A 16368-nucleotide genomic window follows, 5' to 3' on the forward strand; every position below is an offset into this window, starting at 1 on the left:
GCACATTTTTTTGTTATTGCAGAGCCTGTGACACTCTAGCGGCAAGGGCGCAGGCAATCGTGGAGAAAATAAGGAGATAGTGTAATTTATCGTGTGCCTTTTATGGCAGCGTAAAGAACCGTCCTTCTCCCTCTACCGACGTCATCCTTTCTACCCGTCGCCGCAGACGCGGCCTATTATCACTTAGCTAAATAAAACGTAATTTCATTTAAGTCAAAAAAATTGATCCAACTCGGGTTATTACCAAAAAATCGGCGACCTGTGCAATTGCACATTGTTCCAGCCCCGCCTTGTCGGGTAATAGATAGTCATGCGAATTGAGGGGTTATTCACCAATAAGACTGAAGGATGTCATGAACCACTTTATTTTAAGCGATAGTCATAAGTGCATCGGATGCAAGGCTTGTGAAGTTGCCTGCGTCATGGCGCATAACGATGAGCAGCATGTATTGACCCCGCAGCGTTTTTTGCCGCGCATTACGGTTATCAAAAATGAGCAAAAGCGTAACGCAGTAACCTGTCACCACTGTGAAGGCGCGCCGTGCGCCCGCAGTTGTCCAAATGACGCCATCAGCCAGCTTAACGGCAGCGTCCAGGTGAATCAGGAAAAATGCATCGGCTGTAAATCCTGTATGGTTGCCTGCCCGTTTGGCGTGATGCAAATCGTCCTGACGCCGGTACAGGAGGGCAGAGTCAAAGCGACGGCGCATAAGTGCGATTTGTGTAACGGTCGCGAAGAGGGGCCTGCCTGCGTGCAAAACTGCCCGGCCGGGGCGCTGGAGCTGGCGACGGACAGCACGCTGATGAATCTGGCGAAACAGCGGCGTCAGCGCGCGGCGCGTCTGGGTCACCCCGGCGCCCCGATGGCATCTTGCTCCGCCGGGAAAGTCGCACAGATGGCCGCGACGCCGCCGCGCGGCGAGCCCGACAAGCTATCCGCCGCAGCGCGTAAGGCTAATTTTGCCGAAATTTATCTTCCGTTCAGCGCCGGACAGGCCAATCACGAGGCGGAACGCTGCCTGAAATGCGGCGAACACAGCATTTGTGAATGGACCTGCCCGCTGCACAACCATATTCCGCAGTGGATTGAGCGGGTGAAAGAGGGGGATATCGCCGCCGCCGTTGAGCTTTCTCATCAGACCAACTGCCTGCCGGAAATAACCGGTCGCGTCTGCCCGCAGGACCGCCTGTGCGAAGGGGCCTGCACGCTGCGCGATGAGCACGGTTCGGTGACTATCGGCAACATTGAACGCTATATCTCCGACCAGGCGCTGGCCAACGGCTGGCGGCCGGATCTTTCGCAGGTCGTGAACAGCGGTAAGCGGGTGGCGATTATCGGCGCCGGTCCAGCCGGTCTCGCCTGCGCCGACCGGCTGGTGCGCAACGGCGTAAGCCCGGTGGTGTTTGACCGCCATCCGGAAATCGGCGGCCTGCTGACCTTTGGCATTCCGGCCTTCAAGCTGGATAAATCCCTGCTTGCCCGGCGGCGTGAAATCTTCACCCGGATGGGCGTGCGCTTTGAGCTGAACTGCGAAATAGGCAAGGATATTCCGCTGACGACGCTGCTTGATGAATATGATGCGGTATTTATTGGCGCAGGTACCTATCGCTCCATGAAAGCGGATCTGCCGAATGAAGACGCGCCCGGCGTTTACGATGCGCTGCCGTTTCTGATCGCGAATACTAAACAGGTTATGGGGCTGCTGGAGCTGCCGGAAGAGCCTTACGTCAATACCGAGGGGCTGAACGTCGTGGTACTCGGCGGCGGCGATACGGCGATGGACTGCGTGCGCACCGCGCTGCGCCACGGCGCAAAGCAGGTCACCTGCGCCTATCGTCGCGATGAAGCCAACATGCCCGGTTCGAAGAAAGAGGTGAAAAACGCGCGCGAAGAGGGGGCATTATTTGAATTTAACGTCCAGCCGGTCACCCTGGAGCTGAACGAAGAGGGGCACGTCAACGGCGTGCGCTTCCTGCGAACCCAGCTTGGTGCGCCGGATGCACAGGGACGCCGCAGCCCTTCGCCAATCCCCGGAAGCGAGTTCGTGATGCCCGCCGATGCGGTGATTATGGCCTTCGGTTTCCATCCGCACGGTATGCCGTGGCTGGAATCGGTGGGCGTGAAGCTCGACAGCCGCGGCCGAATTAAGGCCAATGTGGAAAGTCGCTATCGTTACCAGACCACTCATCGTAAGGTGTTTGCCGGCGGCGATGCGGTGCGCGGCGCCGATCTGGTGGTAACTGCAATGGCGGAAGGCCGCCACGCGGCGCAGGGGATCATGGACTTCCTCGAGGTTAAATCGATTCCGCTTCACTAACGACAAAGCGGGTTCCGCAGCGTAGTATGACATCGTTATTTCACGCTGTGGGGCCCGTATGTCACTCAATATCAACATTATCAAAGATAAAATCCTCTCCGAAAACTGGTTCGTTTTGCGCAACATGACCTATGAGCTGACGCGCAGCGACGGCAGCGTGGTTCGCCATAAACGCGAAGTCTACGATCGCGGCAACGGTGCGACCATCTTGCTGTATAACCGCCATAAGCAGACCGTCGTGCTGGTTCGCCAGTTCCGCATCGCGACCTGGGTAAACGGCAACGAAGACGGGATGTTGATCGAAACCTGCGCCGGGCTGCTGGATAGCGACGAGCCGGAGGCGTGCGTGCGTAAAGAAGCCATTGAAGAGACCGGCTTCGAAGTCGGCGAAGTGCGCAAACTGTTTGAACTGTTTATGTCGCCCGGCGGCGTCACCGAGCTTATCCATTTCTTTATTGCCGAATATAACGATACCCAGCGGGCCAACGACGGTGGCGGCGTTGATGATGAAGAGATCGAGGTGCTGGAGCTCCCTTATCATCGGGCGCTGGAGATGATGGCCAACGGGGAAATCCGCGACGGCAAAGCGGTGATCCTGCTGCAATATTTGCAAAACTCCGGGCTGATGAACGGGGATCTCTGATAAATCCGATTGAGTAAAACCTCGCCGCTGGCGAACATAGCCGCTGTTTATGGCGTGTTCATCGGGGTTGTGCCGCTCATGTGGTATCGGGTTATTTTGTTTCTGCTTTGCGGTTTGCTGCCGGCATCGCTGGTGCGGGCGGCGCCGGCGCAACAGCTCTTCAGCGACTGGCAGGTGACCTGCAACAATCAGAACTTCTGCGTAGCCCGCAACGTCGGGCTACACCACGGCCTGGTGATGACCCTTACCCGCAGCGCCGGAGCGGCAACCAGCGCCAGCCTGCGTATTGAGCTGGGAGGCGTGGGTAACCCGGTGGCGGCGCTGGCGCCGATAGCGCCCCGGCTTCAGCTCGAAGGCAAACCCCTGGCCTTGAGCGATACACACTGGCAGATTGCCGACAAACTGCTGAAAACTGACGATAACGTCACCATTGACGCATTCCTGCAGCAAGTGCAAAACGCGCAGACCATCACGCTTGAAAAGGGTCTCCAGACTGTTTCTCTGCAGGGGCTCAAAGCCGCCCTGCTGTTTATTGATAGCCGGCAAAAGCGGGTGGGGAGCGAGACCGCATGGGTCGGCAAGGGAGAAGAGCCGCCGCTCAGCGTACCGCCTGCGCCGGCGCTGCGATCGGTGGTGAAAATGGAGGGGGCGCAGTCGCCCCTGAGCCGCGATGAACTTAACGATCTGATGGATTATGGCAATGAGCGCATGAACAGCAGCGCCTGTTCGCTGGATCCGTTTCGCCGCGAGGTACGGGTGTCCGCGCTGACCGACGAGAAGGTCCTGCTGATGACCAGCTGCGAAGCGGGCGCCTACAATACCATTTGGCTGGCCTGGCTGGTTTCGCGCCAGCGGCCATATATTGCTCACCCGGTACGACTCACGCTGCCCTTCCAGCCACCCGGCGATGCGCCGCGTGACGTCGAGCTGGTGAACGCCAGCTACGACGATCGGCATCAGGAACTGGTGACCCTCGATAAAGGGCGCGCACCCGGCGATTGCGGTATCCAAACGCGCTGGCGTTATGACGGCCAGCGGTTTAGCCTGGTACGCTACGCGCAGCAGCCGCAGTGCGATAACTGGCAGGGGCCAGACGCCTGGCCCACGCTATGGGTTACCCGTTCTGTAGCTCATTCGCTACGCTGACGATATGCTCAACGGTAAAGCCGAAGTAAGGGAAGAGCTTATCGGCCGGCGCGGATTCGCCATAGCCGGTCATACCGACGATTTTTCCTTTTAGCCCCACGTATTTATACCAGTAGTCGGCGATGCCGGCTTCGACGGCGATGCGGGCGCTGACGTCCGAGGGCAGGACGGATTCCCGATACGCCTCATCCTGCGCATCAAAGACATCGGTCGATGGCAGCGAAACCACGCGCACGTTCACCCCTTTGGCCAGCAGCTTCTCCGCCGCCAGCACGGTTATCTCGACTTCCGAACCGGTGGCTATCAGGATCAGGTCCGGCTTGCCGCCTGCGTCCTTCAGCACGTAGCCGCCGCGGGCGATATTCTGTACCTGCTCCGGCGTGCGCGCCATTTGCGCCAGATTTTGCCTGGAGAGGATCAGCGCCGTCGGTCCGCTATGGCGCTCTACCGCCAGCTTCCACGCCACCGCGGCTTCTACCTGATCGCACGGTCGCCAGGTGCTAAAATTTGGCGTCAGGCGCAGGCTGGCCAGCTGTTCGACCGCCTGGTGCGTCGGGCCATCTTCGCCGAGACCGATGGAGTCGTGGGTATAGACCATGATTTGCCGCGCTTTCATCAGCGCCGCCATACGCGCCGCGTTGCGGGCATATTCGACGAACATGAGGAAAGTGGCGGTATAGGGCACAAACCCGCCGTGATGCGCGATGCCGTTGGCGATGGCCGTCATCCCGAATTCACGAACGCCGTAGTGGATATAGTTACCCGCCGGATCCTCTTTCAGCGAAGTCGACCCTTTCCAGATGGTCAGGTTGCTGGGCGCGAGGTCGGCGGAGCCGCCCAGCAGTTCCGGCAGGTGCGGGCCGTAGGCATCGAGGGCATTTTGCGAAGCCTTACGGGTGGCGATTTTCGCCGGGTTAGCCTGCAGATCGGCGATATACTTCTGCGTCGTTTCATCCCACGACTCAGGCAGTCCGCCGCTCATGCGCCGCGTAAACTCCGCCGCCAGCTGCGGATGGGCCTGCTGATACGCAGCAAACTTCTCCTGCCAGCTTTTCTGCGCCTTTTGCCCTTTTTCACGCGCATCCCAGGCACGGTAAATCTCTTTCGGGATCTCAAACGCCGGGTGATGCCAGCCGAGTTTCTGACGCGCCAGCGTCACTTCCTGTTCCCCCAGCGCGGCGCCGTGGGCCTCTTCTTTCCCGGCTTTATTCGGCGAACCGAAGCCTATCACCGTACGGCAGATAATCAGCGAGGGTTTGTCCTTCACGCTCTGGGCTTCCAGAATCGCTTTCTTCACGGCTTCGGGGTCGTGGCCGTCAATTTCATGCACCACATGCCAGTGATAGGCCTCAAAGCGTTTTGCCGTGTCATCGGTAAACCAGCCTTTGGTTTCACCATCAATGGAAATGCCGTTGTGGTCGTAGAAACCGATCAGCTTGCCCAGTCCTAACGTCCCCGCCAGGGAACACACTTCATGAGAAATCCCCTCCATCAGGCAGCCATCGCCCATAAACACGTAGGTGAAGTGATCGACAATTTCGTGTTCCGGCTGGTTAAACTGCGCCGCCAGCGTGCGCTCGGCGATAGCCAGACCCACGGCATTTGCCAGTCCTTGCCCCAGCGGACCGGTGGTGGTTTCCACCCCCGGCGTATAGCCAATCTCCGGGTGACCCGGGGTTTTTGAATGCAGCTGACGGAAGTTTTTTATCTCTTCGATGGGCAGATCGTAACCCGTCAGATGCAGCAGGCTGTAGAGCAGCATTGATGCGTGACCGTTGGAGAGAATAAAACGGTCGCGGTCGTACCATTTTGGGTCTTCAGGATTGTGCTTAAGGAAATCGTTCCACAGCACCTCGGCGATATCGGCCATACCCATTGGCGCGCCAGGGTGGCCGGAGTTGGCTTTCTGTACTGCATCCATACTCAGGGCGCGGATGGCGTTGGCTAGTTCTCTACGGGACATAATGTGCTCCTGAAACAATGAGTTGCATGAGTTTTTATTGGTTTAGGATAGAGAGGGTGATGAGTTGCATAACTAAAAAGCATAGCAGACGGGGCTATCATTGCCTCCGAATCTAAGTTACATAAACATTATAAATCGATAACAAACATAACTTTGTTATGGCGAGAGTATGGCGGTGTTCAAAGTTTACGAAGCCGTCAGGCGAGATACTAGGTAGCCCTTTAGGGTGAACACCAGGTACGCCATTACGTTTCACCCCCTACGATCGATACGTGAAAGGAACGATAAAATGGATGAGCAGTTAAAACAAAGCGCCCTTGATTTCCACGAATTCCCGGTCCCCGGAAAAATCCAGGTCTCCCCGACAAAACCGCTTGCTACCCAACGCGATCTGGCTCTGGCCTACTCGCCGGGTGTCGCCGCCCCCTGTCTGGAAATCGAGAAGGATCCGCTGGCAGCCTATAAATATACCGCCCGCGGCAACCTTGTGGCGGTGGTGTCCAACGGCACGGCGGTGCTGGGACTGGGCAATATCGGCGCGCTGGCCGGTAAGCCGGTAATGGAAGGTAAAGGCGTTCTGTTTAAAAAATTCGCCGGTATCGATGTATTCGATATTGAAGTCGATGAGCTTGACCCGGACAAATTTATCAATGTCGTTGCAGCGCTGGAGCCGACCTTCGGCGGTATCAACCTCGAAGATATCAAAGCGCCGGAGTGCTTCTACATTGAGCAGAAGCTGCGCGAGCGCATGAATATTCCGGTCTTCCATGACGATCAGCACGGGACGGCGATTATCAGTACCGCGGCGATTCTGAACGGTCTGCGGGTGGTGGAGAAAAATATCTCCGACGTGCGGATGGTCGTATCAGGCGCGGGCGCGGCGGCGATTGCCTGTATGAACCTGCTGGTGGCGCTGGGAATGCAGAAACACAACATTGTGGTCTGCGACTCGAAAGGGGTTATCTATAAGGGCCGTGAGCCGAATATGGCGGAGACGAAAGCGGCCTATGCGGTAGAAGACAGCGGCAAACGTACGCTGGATGATGTGATTGACGGGGCGGATATTTTCCTCGGCTGCTCGGGCCCGAAAGTGCTGACCCAGGAAATGGTTAAAAAGATGGCCCGCGCGCCGATGATTCTGGCGCTGGCTAACCCTGAGCCGGAAATTCTGCCGCCGCTGGCGAAAGAGGTGCGCTCCGACGCCATTATCTGCACCGGCCGCTCCGACTATCCGAACCAGGTGAACAACGTGCTGTGCTTCCCGTTCATCTTCCGCGGCGCGCTGGACGTCGGCGCAACGGCGATTAACGAAGAGATGAAGCTGGCGGCGGTGCATGCGATTGCCGAACTGGCTCACGCAGAACAGAGCGAAGTGGTGGCCTCCGCCTACGGCGATCAGGACCTGAGCTTCGGCGCGGAATATATCATTCCGAAGCCGTTCGACCCGCGGCTGATCGTCAAGATTGCTCCGGCGGTGGCGAAAGCGGCGATGGACTCCGGCGTCGCAACGCGCCCAATCGCCGATTTTGATGCCTACATCGAGAAGCTCAGCGAGTTTGTCTACAAAACGAATCTGTTCATGAAGCCGATTTTCTCGCAGGCGCGCAAAGAGCCGAAGCGGGTGGTGCTGGCGGAAGGCGAAGATACCCGCGTGCTGCACGCGACTCAGGAACTCGTCTCCCTGGGGCTGGCGAAACCAATCCTTATCGGCCGGCCCGGCGTCATTGAGATGCGTATTCAGAAGCTGGGGCTGCAGATCAAAGCCGGCGTTGATTTTGAGATCGTGAATAACGAATCCGATCCGCGCTTTAAAGAGTACTGGAACGAATATTACAACCTGATGAAGCGCCGCGGGATCACCCAGGAGCAGGCGCAGCGGGCGGTGATCAGCAATACCACGGTCATCGGCGCGATCATGGTGCAGCGCGGCGAAGCCGATGCGTTGATCTGCGGCACCATTGGCGACTATCACGAGCACTACAGCGTAATACAGCCGCTGTTTGGCTACCGCGAAGGGGTTCATGCGGCAGGGGCGATGAATGCGCTGCTGCTGCCGAGCGGCAACACCTTTATCGCTGACACCTACGTTAACCACGATCCGTCGCCGGAGCAAATTGCCGAAATCACCCTGATGGCGGCAGAAACCGTTCGTCGATTCGGGATTGAGCCGCGGGTAGCGCTGCTTTCGCACTCGAACTTTGGTTCTTCGGACTGCCCGTCCGCCAGCAAAATGCGCCAGGCGCTGGAGCTGGTGAAGACGCAGGCGCCGGATTTGATGATCGATGGCGAAATGCACGGCGATGCCGCGCTGGTGGAAAGCATTCGCAATGAGCGGATGCCGGACAGCCCGCTGAAAGGTTCAGCCAATATCCTGGTGATGCCGAATATGGAAGCGGCCCGTATTAGTTACAACTTACTTCGCGTTTCCAGCTCGGAAGGCGTGACCGTGGGGCCTGTGCTAATGGGTGTCGCAAAGCCGGTACATATCCTGACGCCAATTGCGTCGGTACGGCGTATCGTGAATATGGTCGCGCTGGCGGTTGTTGAAGCGCAAACTCAGCCGCTGTAATAATCATTTAATTAATTCAGGCGCGGGAATTCTCCCGCGCTTTTTTATTTCTGTTTATAAGTGATCTATCTCACTTTTCAAATCAACTTGCCGAATTTTGTTATTTACTCCAGCGGAAACTTGTCACGATAAGCGCAAGTTTTAGCGGAGCGGTGAGTTATGGATAAAGAACGCATCATTCAGGAGTTTGTCCCCGGCAAGCAGGTGACGCTGGCGCACCTGATTGCGCACCCTGGGGCAGAACTGGCGAAAAAGATCGGCGTTCCCGAATCCGGCGCTATCGGCATTATGACCTTAACCCCTGGCGAAACCGCCATGATCGCCGGTGATTTAGCGATGAAAGCCGCCGATGTGCATATCGGTTTTCTCGACAGGTTCAGCGGCGCGCTGGTGATTTACGGCTCCGTGGGTGCGGTTGAAGAGGCGCTGATTCAGACGGTTAGCGGGCTTGGTCGATTATTAAATTACACCCTCTGCGAGTTAACTAAAAGCTAATTAGAGGCTGCGATGAAGCGTATTGCATTTGTCGGTACGGTGGGCGCGGGAAAAACAACGCTATTTAATGCGCTGCACGGGAATTATTCCCTCGCGAGAAAAACGCAGGCCGTGGAATTTAATGAAAAAGGCGATATCGACACACCAGGAGAATATTTTAGTCATCCTCGCTGGTATCACGCATTAATTACCACGCTGCAGGATGTCGATACGCTGATTTATGTCCACGCGGCAAATGATACCGAAAGTCGTCTACCCGCCGGGTTACTGGATATTGGGGCGAATAAACGCCATATCGCCGCGATTAGCAAAACGGACATGCCGGACGCTAACGTCGCCGCGGTGCGGCAACTGCTGTACGAGATGGGGTTTCAAGAGCCAATTTTCGCGCTCAACGCTCACGACCCGCAAAGCGTAGAGCAGCTGGTGAATTACTTGAGTGAGCTCAGCCAAAAGGAGGAAGGGGCAGGTGAAGAAACTAATCACAGCTAACGATATTCGTGCGGCCCACGCGCGAGGTGAAGAGGAAATATCGGTTGTGCTGCGCGCCAGCATCATCACCCCGGAAGCTCGCGAAGTCGCGGAGCTGCTGGGCGTCGCCATCAAAGAGTGCGATGAGTCCGCGCCAGAAGCGGCGGTACCGGTGGAGGAGGGCAAAACCGAAAGCCAGCGCATTCGCGAAACCATTATTGCCCAGCTGCCGGAAGGGCAGTTTACCGAAAGCCTGGTCGCGCAGCTGATGGACAAGGTGATGCAAGAAAAACAGTCGCTGGCGCTGGGCGATATGCAGCCCAGCTTTAAGGCGGTCACCGGCAAAGGCGGCGTCAAAGTCATTGACGGCAGCAGCGTGAAATTTGGCCGCTTCGACGGCGCGGAACCGCACTGCGTCGGCTTAACGGATTTAGTCACCGAGCAGGACGGTAGCAGTATGGCCGCCGGATTTATGCAGTGGGAAAACGCCTTTTTCCCATGGACGCTGAACTATGACGAAGTCGACATGGTGCTGGAGGGAGAACTCCACGTACGCCATGAAGGTGAAACCATGGTGGCCAAAGCCGGCGATGTGATGTTTATCCCGAAAGGCTCCAGCATTGAATTCGGCACGCCATCGACCGTGCGCTTCCTGTACGTCGCCTGGCCTGCGAACTGGCAATCGCTATGAAAGATTTTATTACCGAAGCCTGGCTCAGAGCGAACCATACGCTCAGCGAAGGGGCAGAAATTCATCTGCCCGCCGACGCTCGTCTGACGCCTTCGGCCCGAGAACTGCTGGAGAGCCGCCGTCTGCGCATTAAGTTTCTCGATGAGCAGGGAAGCCTGTTTGTCGATGACGACGCGCAGCAGCCGCAGCCGGTACACGGTTTAACCAGCAGCGACACACATCCGCAGGCCTGCTGCGAACTGTGCCGCCAGCCGGTCGAAAAAAAACCGGACACCCTGACCCATCTAACGGCGGACAAAATGGTCGCTAAAAGCGATCCGCGCCTGGGCTTTCGCGCCGCGCTCGACGCCACCATCGCCCTGGCGGTATGGCTGCAAATTGAACTGGCGGAGCCATGGCAGCCCTGGCTGGCGGATATCCGCTCGCGTCTGGGCAATATTATGCGCGCCGACGCTATGGATGAACCGCTGGCGGCGCAGTCCATCGTCGGCCTGAATGAGGATGAGCTGCATCGCCTTTCCCACCAGCCGCTGCGCTATCTCGGCCACGATCATCTGGTGCCTGAAGCCGCTCACGGCCGCGATGCCGCCTTGCTCAATCTGCTGCGCACCCGGGTTCGGGAGACGGAAACGATCGCCGCCCAGGTCTTTATTACGCGCAGCTTTGAGGTCTTACGTCCGGACATTCTGCAGGCGCTCAACCGCCTCTCCAGCACCGTCTACGTGATGATGATTTTATGCGTGGCAAACCATCCGCTAACCGTCAGCCAGATCCAACAACGCCTGGGAGGGGAGCAATGATTATTCAACGCGCGCGTCAACTGGCTTTGCGTTCGCCCGCCCGGGTGGTGTTTCCGGATGCCCTGGACATTCGCGTTCTTAAAGCGGCGCACTACCTGCAGCAGCAGGGGCTGGCAAAGCCGATTTTGATCGCCAGCCCTTTTGCTCTGCGCCAGTTCGCCCTCAGCCACCGGTTGCCGATGGACGGAATGCAGATTGTCGATCCGTACAGCAACCGGCAAATGCGCGCCGCCTTTGCCCGGCGCTGGCTGGATCGGGCCGGGGAAAAAACGCCGCCGGACGCGGAGGAAAAACTCAACGACCCGCTGATGTTCGCCGCCGCCATGGTCAGCGCCGGAAAGGCCGACGTGTGTATTGCCGGCAATCTCTCCTCGACGGCGAACGTACTGCGCGCCGGATTGCGCATTATTGGCCTTCAGCCTGGCTGCAAAACGCTGTCGTCGATCTTTCTGATGCTGCCGCAGTACGTCGGACCGGCGCTGGGATTTGCCGACTGCAGCGTGGTGCCGCAGCCGACGGCGGCGCAACTGGCGGATATCGCTATCGCCAGCGCTGAGACATGGCAGGCGATTACCGGCGAGGAGCCGCGGGTGGCGATGCTGTCGTTTTCCAGCAACGGCAGCGCCCGCCACCCCAACGTCGCCAACGTACAGCAGGCCACAGAGATCGTGCGTCAGCGCGCTCCGCAGCTGATGGTGGATGGCGAACTGCAGTTTGACGCCGCCTTCGTGCCGGAGGTCGCCGCGCAAAAAGCGCCCGACAGTCCGCTGCAGGGACGGGCCAATGTGATGGTTTTTCCATCGCTGGAGGCGGGCAACATCGGCTACAAAATCGCCCAGCGTCTGGGCGGCTATCGTGCGATCGGGCCGCTGATTCAGGGGCTGGCCGCACCGCTCCATGACCTCTCCCGAGGCTGTAGCGTGCAGGAAATTATCGAACTGGCGTTAGTGGCAGCCGTGCCGCGCCGGAGTGACGTAAGCAGCGATTGCCGCTTACCCATGCAGGTTGAATGAACGGTCCCGTTCTGGACCCCCTTACGCAAGAGGAAAACACAATGGAAGCATTAGGAATGATTGAAACCCGGGGCCTGGTTGCGCTGATTGAGGCCTCTGATGCGATGGTAAAAGCCGCGCGCGTGAAGCTGGTTGGCGTGAAGCAGATTGGCGGCGGACTGGTCACCGCGATGGTGCGCGGCGACGTGGCAGCGTGCAAGGCCGCTACCGATGCCGGCGCCGCTGCGGCGCAGCGTATCGGCGAGCTGGTCTCGGTGCACGTGATTCCGCGTCCGCACGGCGATCTGGAGGAGGTGTTCCCCATCAGTTTCAAAGGCGACAGCAACATCTGATGGTTAGCCGGATAAGGCGCGCCGGGGTTGTCCTTCGGCATTAACGCGCGCCATTGCCTGATGGCGCTGCGCTTATCCGGCCCATGACTCACCACGCAATCCAGGGAGGCGGGTATGAAACTGGCAGTCGTCACGGGACAAATTGTCTGCACCGTTCGCCATCAGGGGCTGGCGCACGACAAGCTGCTGATGGTGGAGATGATTGATGCTGCGGGCAAGCCCGACGGACAGTGCGCCGTCGCCATCGACAGCATCGGCGCGGGGCCCGGCGAATGGGTGCTGCTGGTCAGCGGCAGCTCGGCGCGACAGGCACACCGCAGCGACGCGTCTCCTGTGGATTTGTGCGTCATCGGTATCGTCGATGAAGCGGTGGCCGGCGGCCAGGTGATTTTCCATAAATAGGACTGAACATCATGAACCAACAGGATATTGAACAGGTGGTGAAAGCCGTACTGCTGAAAATGAAGGACAGCAGCCAGCCGGACAGCGCCGTTCATGAGATGGGCGTCTTTGCCTCCCTTGATGACGCCGTCGCGGCGGCAAAGGTGGCTCAGCAGGGGCTGAAAAGCGTGGCGATGCGCCAGCTGGCGATTCACGCCATTCGTGAGGCAGGCGAAAAACATGCCAGAGAATTAGCGGAGCTTGCCGTCAGCGAAACCGGCATGGGACGCGTTGAAGATAAATTTGCCAAAAACGTGGCCCAGGCGCGCGGCACGCCGGGCGTCGAATGTCTCTCCCCGCAGGTGCTGACCGGCGATAACGGCCTGACGTTGATAGAAAACGCGCCGTGGGGCGTGGTGGCCTCGGTCACCCCCTCCACCAACCCGGCGGCAACGGTGATTAATAACGCTATCAGCCTGATTGCCGCGGGCAACAGCGTGGTGTTCGCCCCGCATCCGGCGGCGAAAAGAGTCTCTCAACGGGCGATTATGCTGCTCAACCAGGCGGTAATTGCCGCGGGCGGTCCGGCCAATCTGCTGGTCACCGTGGCGAACCCGGATATCGAAACGGCCCAGCGGCTGTTTAAGTACCCCGGCATTGGTCTGCTGGTGGTCACCGGCGGCGAAGCGGTGGTGGAGTCCGCACGCAAGCATACCAATAAACGTCTGATTGCCGCCGGGGCCGGTAACCCGCCGGTAGTGGTCGACGAAACGGCCGATCTGGCGCGCGCCGCGCAGTCCATCGTCAAAGGCGCCTCGTTTGATAACAACATTATCTGCGCTGACGAAAAGGTGCTGATTGTCGTCGATAGCGTCGCCGACGAGCTGATGCGCCTGATGGAAGGCCAGCAGGCGGTGAAGCTCAGCGCGGCCCAGGCCGAGCAGCTTCAGCCGGTGCTGCTGAAGAATATCGATGAGCGCGGCAAAGGTACGGTCAGCCGTGACTGGGTGGGACGTGACGCGAGCAAGATTGCCGCCGCTATTGGCCTGAGCGTTCCGCCGCAGACGCGCCTGCTGTTTGTTGAAACGCCGGCCAGCCATCCGTTTGCCGTGACTGAACTGATGATGCCGGTACTCCCTGTCGTACGGGTGGCCAGCGTCAATGACGCTATCGCGCTGGCGGTACAGCTGGAAGGCGGCTGCCACCATACGGCGGCGATGCACTCGCGCAATATCGACAACATGAATCAGATGGCCAACGCCATTGATACCAGCATTTTCGTCAAAAACGGGCCGTGCATTGCCGGGCTCGGGCTGGGCGGAGAGGGCTGGACCACCATGACCATCACTACGCCGACCGGGGAGGGGGTAACCAGCGCACGTACCTTTGTCCGTCTGCGTCGCTGCGTGCTGGTGGATGCGTTCCGCATCGTATAAGGAGTGAAAGAGATGGCGCACGACGAACAACGTTGGCTCACTCCCAGGCTACAAAAAGCCGCGGCCCTGTGTAACCAGACGCCTGCGAACAGCGGTTCGCCGCTGTGGCTGGGCGTGGATTTAGGCACCTGCGATGTCGTGTCGATGGTGGTCGATGGCGATGGCCAGCCGGTTGCAGTGTGCCTGGACTGGGCTGACGTCGTGCGCGACGGCATCGTCTGGGATTTCTTCGGCGCCGTTACCCTCGTGCGCCGCCATCTCGACGTTCTTGAACAGCAGCTCGGCTGCCGCTTCACCCATGCGGCGACCTCGTTTCCGCCGGGTACCGACCCGCGTATTTCGATCAACGTACTCGAATCTGCCGGCCTGGAAGTTAGCCACGTGCTGGATGAACCGACCGCGGTGGCGGATCTGCTGCAGCTTGATAACGCCGGCGTGGTGGATATTGGCGGCGGTACCACCGGCATCGCCATCGTTAAGCAGGGTCTGGTGACCTACTCCGCCGATGAAGCGACCGGCGGCCACCATATCTCCCTGACCCTCGCCGGAAATCGTCGTATCCCGCTGGAAGAGGCGGAGCAGTACAAGCGCAGCAACGCGCAGGAGATCTGGCCGGTGGTGAAGCCGGTGTACGAAAAAATGGCGGAGATCGTTGCTCACCATATTGAAGGACATGGCATTGCCGATTTATGGCTGGCGGGCGGCTCCTGTATGCAGCCGGGCGTGGACGCGTTGTTTCGCAAACGCTTCCCGGAATTACGGGTGCATTTACCGCAGCACAGCCTGTTTATGACCCCGCTGGCGATAGCCAGCAGCGGGAGAGAGAAAGCGGAGGGAATCTATGCAAGCTGAACTGCAGACGGCGCTCTTTCAGGCGTTCGATACCCTGAATCTGCAGCGGGTGAAAACCTTCAGCGTGCCGCCGGTAACGCTGTGCGGCCTCGGCGCGCTGAGCGCCTGCGGACAGGAGGCGCAAGCGCGGGGCCTAAGCCATCTGCTGGTGATGGTTGATAGTTTCCTGCATCAGGCGGGAATGACCGCCGGGCTTGCTCGCAGCCTGGCAATGAAAGGGGTGACGATGACCGTCTGGCCCTGTCCGCCGGGAGAACCGTGCATTACCGACGTCTGCGCGGCGGTGGCGCAGCTGCGCGAGTCGAAGTGCGACGGCGTGGTGGCCTTTGGCGGCGGTTCGGTGCTGGACGCGGCGAAAGCGGTCGCGCTGTTAGTCACCAACCCGGAGCAGACGTTAAGCGCGATGACGGAAAGCAGCGTACTGCGCCCGCGTCTGCCGCTGATTGCGGTGCCGACCACCGCCGGAACCGGCTCGGAAACCACCAACGTGACGGTGATTATCGATGCAGTCAGCGGGCGTAAGCAAGTGCTGGCCCATGCCTCGCTCATGCCGGACGTGGCGATTCTCGACGCCGCCCTGACCGAAGGCGTTCCGCCACAGGTGACGGCAATGACCGGGATTGACGCGCTGACCCACGCCGTTGAGGCATACAGCGCGCTCAACGCGACGCCCTTCACCGACAGCCTGGCGATTGGCGCGATAGCGATGATCGGCCGGTCGCTGCCGAAGGCCGTTGGCTACGGCCAGGATCTTGCCGCGCGCGAAAGTATGCTGCTGGCTTCCTGTATGGCGGGGATGGCCTTTTCCAGCGCGGGTCTGGGCTTATGTCATGCGATGGCGCATCAGCCTGGCGCAGCGCTGCATATTCCGCACGGCCAGGCCAACGCCATGCTGCTGACGACGGTGATGGAGTTTAACCGCATGGTGCGCCGCGAGCGTTTCAGCCAAATCGGCCGGGCGTTAACCGGTAAGAAAACCGACGATCGTGAGGCTATCGCCGCCGTACGCGAGCTGATTGCTGAAGTGGGTCTGAGCAAACGACTCTCGGATGCCGGCGCGATGGCCGAACATTTCAGCGCATGGGCGCAGGCGGCGCAGGAGGACATTTGTCTGCGCACTAATCCACGCACCGCCAGCCGGGAGCAGATTATCGATCTGTACGCGGCGGCGCACTGATGCGGCGTTAACCCCGGCTGATTATCCCGGAGGCGACGCTGCGCGTCTGTCCGGGCTACCAGCCCGTAGCCCGGCAAGGCG

General features: G+C 59.1%; 14 protein-coding genes and 1 pseudogene. 14 read left to right on the forward strand and 1 reads right to left on the reverse strand.

Annotation, left to right across the window (positions count from 1 at the left end; all coding sequences use genetic code 11):
- Window positions 1-353: 353 nt before the first annotated feature.
- From aegA to K2184_RS06630, 3 genes and pseudogenes are all read left to right on the forward strand, one after another.
- On the forward strand, window positions 354-2318 hold the full coding sequence (aegA, locus tag K2184_RS06620) for a formate-dependent uric acid utilization protein AegA (protein ID WP_032728615.1): 1965 nt from the start codon (window positions 354-356) through the stop codon (window positions 2316-2318).
- A gap of 58 nt (window positions 2319-2376) precedes the next feature.
- Window positions 2377-2974: pseudogene (gene nudK, locus K2184_RS06625) on the forward strand (GDP-mannose pyrophosphatase NudK).
- Window positions 2975-3039: 65 nt separating this feature from the next.
- Window positions 3040-4107 carry a DUF1176 domain-containing protein gene (locus K2184_RS06630; protein ID WP_163525771.1) on the forward strand — a complete coding sequence of 356 codons (1068 nt, stop codon included), beginning with the start codon at window positions 3040-3042 and terminating at the stop codon, window positions 4105-4107.
- Here K2184_RS06630 and tkt read toward each other — a convergent pair.
- Window positions 4076-6070 carry a transketolase gene (gene tkt, locus K2184_RS06635; RefSeq protein WP_163525768.1) on the reverse strand — a complete coding sequence of 665 codons (1995 nt, stop codon included), beginning with the start codon at window positions 6068-6070 and terminating at the stop codon, window positions 4076-4078. The genes K2184_RS06630 and tkt overlap by 32 nt on opposite strands.
- Window positions 6071-6359: 289 nt before the next feature.
- On the opposite strand from tkt, the gene maeB reads away from it, so the two are divergent.
- From maeB to eutG, 11 genes are all read left to right on the forward strand, one after another.
- Window positions 6360-8639 (forward strand): NADP-dependent oxaloacetate-decarboxylating malate dehydrogenase, encoded by a 2280-nt coding sequence (gene maeB / locus K2184_RS06640; protein WP_004104396.1) that lies wholly within the window; start codon window positions 6360-6362, stop codon window positions 8637-8639.
- A gap of 159 nt (window positions 8640-8798) precedes the next feature.
- Complete coding sequence (gene eutS / locus K2184_RS06645; RefSeq protein WP_004104395.1) at window positions 8799-9134, forward strand: ethanolamine utilization microcompartment protein EutS; 336 nt, start codon at window positions 8799-8801, stop codon at window positions 9132-9134.
- Window positions 9135-9146: 12 nt separating this feature from the next.
- On the forward strand, window positions 9147-9626 hold the full coding sequence (gene eutP / locus K2184_RS06650) for an ethanolamine utilization acetate kinase EutP (protein ID WP_004114369.1): 480 nt from the start codon (window positions 9147-9149) through the stop codon (window positions 9624-9626).
- Complete coding sequence (gene eutQ, locus K2184_RS06655) at window positions 9604-10296, forward strand: ethanolamine utilization acetate kinase EutQ (RefSeq protein WP_023321405.1); 693 nt, start codon at window positions 9604-9606, stop codon at window positions 10294-10296. The genes eutP and eutQ overlap by 23 nt, the downstream gene beginning before the upstream one ends.
- A complete protein-coding gene (gene eutT / locus K2184_RS06660) occupies window positions 10293-11096 on the forward strand; it encodes an ethanolamine utilization cob(I)yrinic acid a,c-diamide adenosyltransferase EutT (protein WP_004114363.1) in 804 nt (267 codons plus the stop codon). The genes eutQ and eutT overlap by 4 nt, the downstream gene beginning before the upstream one ends.
- Window positions 11093-12109 carry a phosphate acetyltransferase gene (gene pta, locus K2184_RS06665; RefSeq protein ID WP_004104391.1) on the forward strand — a complete coding sequence of 339 codons (1017 nt, stop codon included), beginning with the start codon at window positions 11093-11095 and terminating at the stop codon, window positions 12107-12109. Before eutT ends, pta begins: the two co-directional genes overlap by 4 nt.
- A gap of 41 nt (window positions 12110-12150) precedes the next feature.
- Entirely contained in the window at window positions 12151-12441 is a 291-nt protein-coding gene (eutM, locus tag K2184_RS06670; RefSeq protein WP_000387720.1) for an ethanolamine utilization microcompartment protein EutM, read from the forward strand.
- A 114-nt stretch (window positions 12442-12555) separates the two neighbouring features.
- Window positions 12556-12843, forward strand: coding sequence for an ethanolamine utilization microcompartment protein EutN (gene eutN, locus K2184_RS06675; RefSeq protein WP_004104386.1), 288 nt, complete (start codon window positions 12556-12558; stop codon window positions 12841-12843).
- A gap of 11 nt (window positions 12844-12854) precedes the next feature.
- Window positions 12855-14258 carry an aldehyde dehydrogenase family protein gene (locus K2184_RS06680; protein WP_016809543.1) on the forward strand — a complete coding sequence of 468 codons (1404 nt, stop codon included), beginning with the start codon at window positions 12855-12857 and terminating at the stop codon, window positions 14256-14258.
- A 12-nt stretch (window positions 14259-14270) separates the two neighbouring features.
- Window positions 14271-15110: an ethanolamine utilization protein EutJ gene (gene eutJ, locus K2184_RS06685; protein WP_004104382.1), complete on the forward strand. Its 840-nt coding sequence runs from the start codon at window positions 14271-14273 to the stop codon at window positions 15108-15110.
- Window positions 15100-16287: an ethanolamine utilization ethanol dehydrogenase EutG gene (gene eutG / locus K2184_RS06690; RefSeq protein WP_163525767.1), complete on the forward strand. Its 1188-nt coding sequence runs from the start codon at window positions 15100-15102 to the stop codon at window positions 16285-16287. Before eutJ ends, eutG begins: the two co-directional genes overlap by 11 nt.
- Window positions 16288-16368: the final 81 nt, after the last annotated feature.

Source organism: Klebsiella sp. K5-306 (assembly GCF_051835185.1).
GTDB lineage: Bacteria > Pseudomonadota > Gammaproteobacteria > Enterobacterales > Enterobacteriaceae > Klebsiella > Klebsiella oxytoca.

Bases quoted from the DNA above. Each gene is read 5' to 3' on its own strand.
- aegA (WP_032728615.1), top strand. From the start codon at position 354: ATGAACCACTTTATTTTAAGCGATAGTCATAAGTGCATCGGATGCAAG.
- eutN (WP_004104386.1), top strand. From the start codon at position 12,556: ATGAAACTGGCAGTCGTCACGGGACAAATTGTCTGCACCGTTCGCCAT.
- eutS (WP_004104395.1), top strand. From the start codon at position 8,799: ATGGATAAAGAACGCATCATTCAGGAGTTTGTCCCCGGCAAGCAGGTG.
- eutP (WP_004114369.1), top strand. From the start codon at position 9,147: ATGAAGCGTATTGCATTTGTCGGTACGGTGGGCGCGGGAAAAACAACG.
- eutG (WP_163525767.1), top strand. From the start codon at position 15,100: ATGCAAGCTGAACTGCAGACGGCGCTCTTTCAGGCGTTCGATACCCTG.
- K2184_RS06630 (WP_163525771.1), top strand. From the start codon at position 3,040: ATGTGGTATCGGGTTATTTTGTTTCTGCTTTGCGGTTTGCTGCCGGCA.
- eutJ (WP_004104382.1), top strand. From the start codon at position 14,271: ATGGCGCACGACGAACAACGTTGGCTCACTCCCAGGCTACAAAAAGCC.
- eutM (WP_000387720.1), top strand. From the start codon at position 12,151: ATGGAAGCATTAGGAATGATTGAAACCCGGGGCCTGGTTGCGCTGATT.
- eutT (WP_004114363.1), top strand. From the start codon at position 10,293: ATGAAAGATTTTATTACCGAAGCCTGGCTCAGAGCGAACCATACGCTC.
- tkt (WP_163525768.1), bottom strand. From the start codon at position 6,070: ATGTCCCGTAGAGAACTAGCCAACGCCATCCGCGCCCTGAGTATGGAT.
- pta (WP_004104391.1), top strand. From the start codon at position 11,093: ATGATTATTCAACGCGCGCGTCAACTGGCTTTGCGTTCGCCCGCCCGG.
- K2184_RS06680 (WP_016809543.1), top strand. From the start codon at position 12,855: ATGAACCAACAGGATATTGAACAGGTGGTGAAAGCCGTACTGCTGAAA.
- maeB (WP_004104396.1), top strand. From the start codon at position 6,360: ATGGATGAGCAGTTAAAACAAAGCGCCCTTGATTTCCACGAATTCCCG.